The 603-nt window shown below is 67.5% G+C and carries 1 pseudogene; it reads left to right on the forward strand.

The annotated features are described in order from the left end of the window. Positions 1–32: 32 nt before the first annotated feature. Positions 33–603, forward strand: a pseudogene (gene ppx1 / locus FJR74_RS08405) (exopolyphosphatase Ppx1); the annotation flags it as partial.

Raw genomic sequence — 603 nt, forward strand, 5'->3', positions numbered from 1 at the left:
CGCCCGTATCTTCGCCCGGCTAGTTTGTTTTCGTGCGATTGGGCGTGCTGGACGTGGGTAGCAACACGGTCCATCTGCTGGTGGTCGATGCCCACCGCGGCGGCCACCCGACCCCGATGAGCTCGACGAAGGCCACGCTGCGGCTGGCCGAGGCCACCGACAGCTCGGGCAAGATCACCAAGCGCGGAGCCGACAAGCTGATTTCCACCATCGACGAATTCGCCAAGATTGCCATCAGCTCGGGCTGTGCCGAGCTGATGGCCTTCGCCACGTCGGCGGTCCGCGACGCCGAGAATTCCGAGGACGTCCTGTCCCGGGTGCGCAAAGAGACCGGTGTCGAGTTGCAGGCGCTGCGTGGGGAGGACGAGTCACGGCTGACCTTCCTGGCCGTGCGACGATGGTACGGGTGGAGCGCTGGGCGCATCCTCAACCTCGACATCGGCGGCGGCTCGCTGGAAGTGTCCAGTGGCGTGGACGAGGAGCCCGAGATTGCGTTATCGCTGCCCCTGGGCGCCGGACGGTTGACCCGAGAGTGGCTGCCCGACGATCCGCCGGGCCGGCGCCGGGTGGCGATGCTGCGAGACTGGCTGGATGCCGAGCTGG

The organism is Metamycoplasma neophronis (assembly GCF_006491995.1).
In the GTDB taxonomy this organism is placed as follows: Bacteria; Bacillota_I; Bacilli_A; order Mycoplasmatales; family Metamycoplasmataceae; genus Metamycoplasma; species Metamycoplasma neophronis.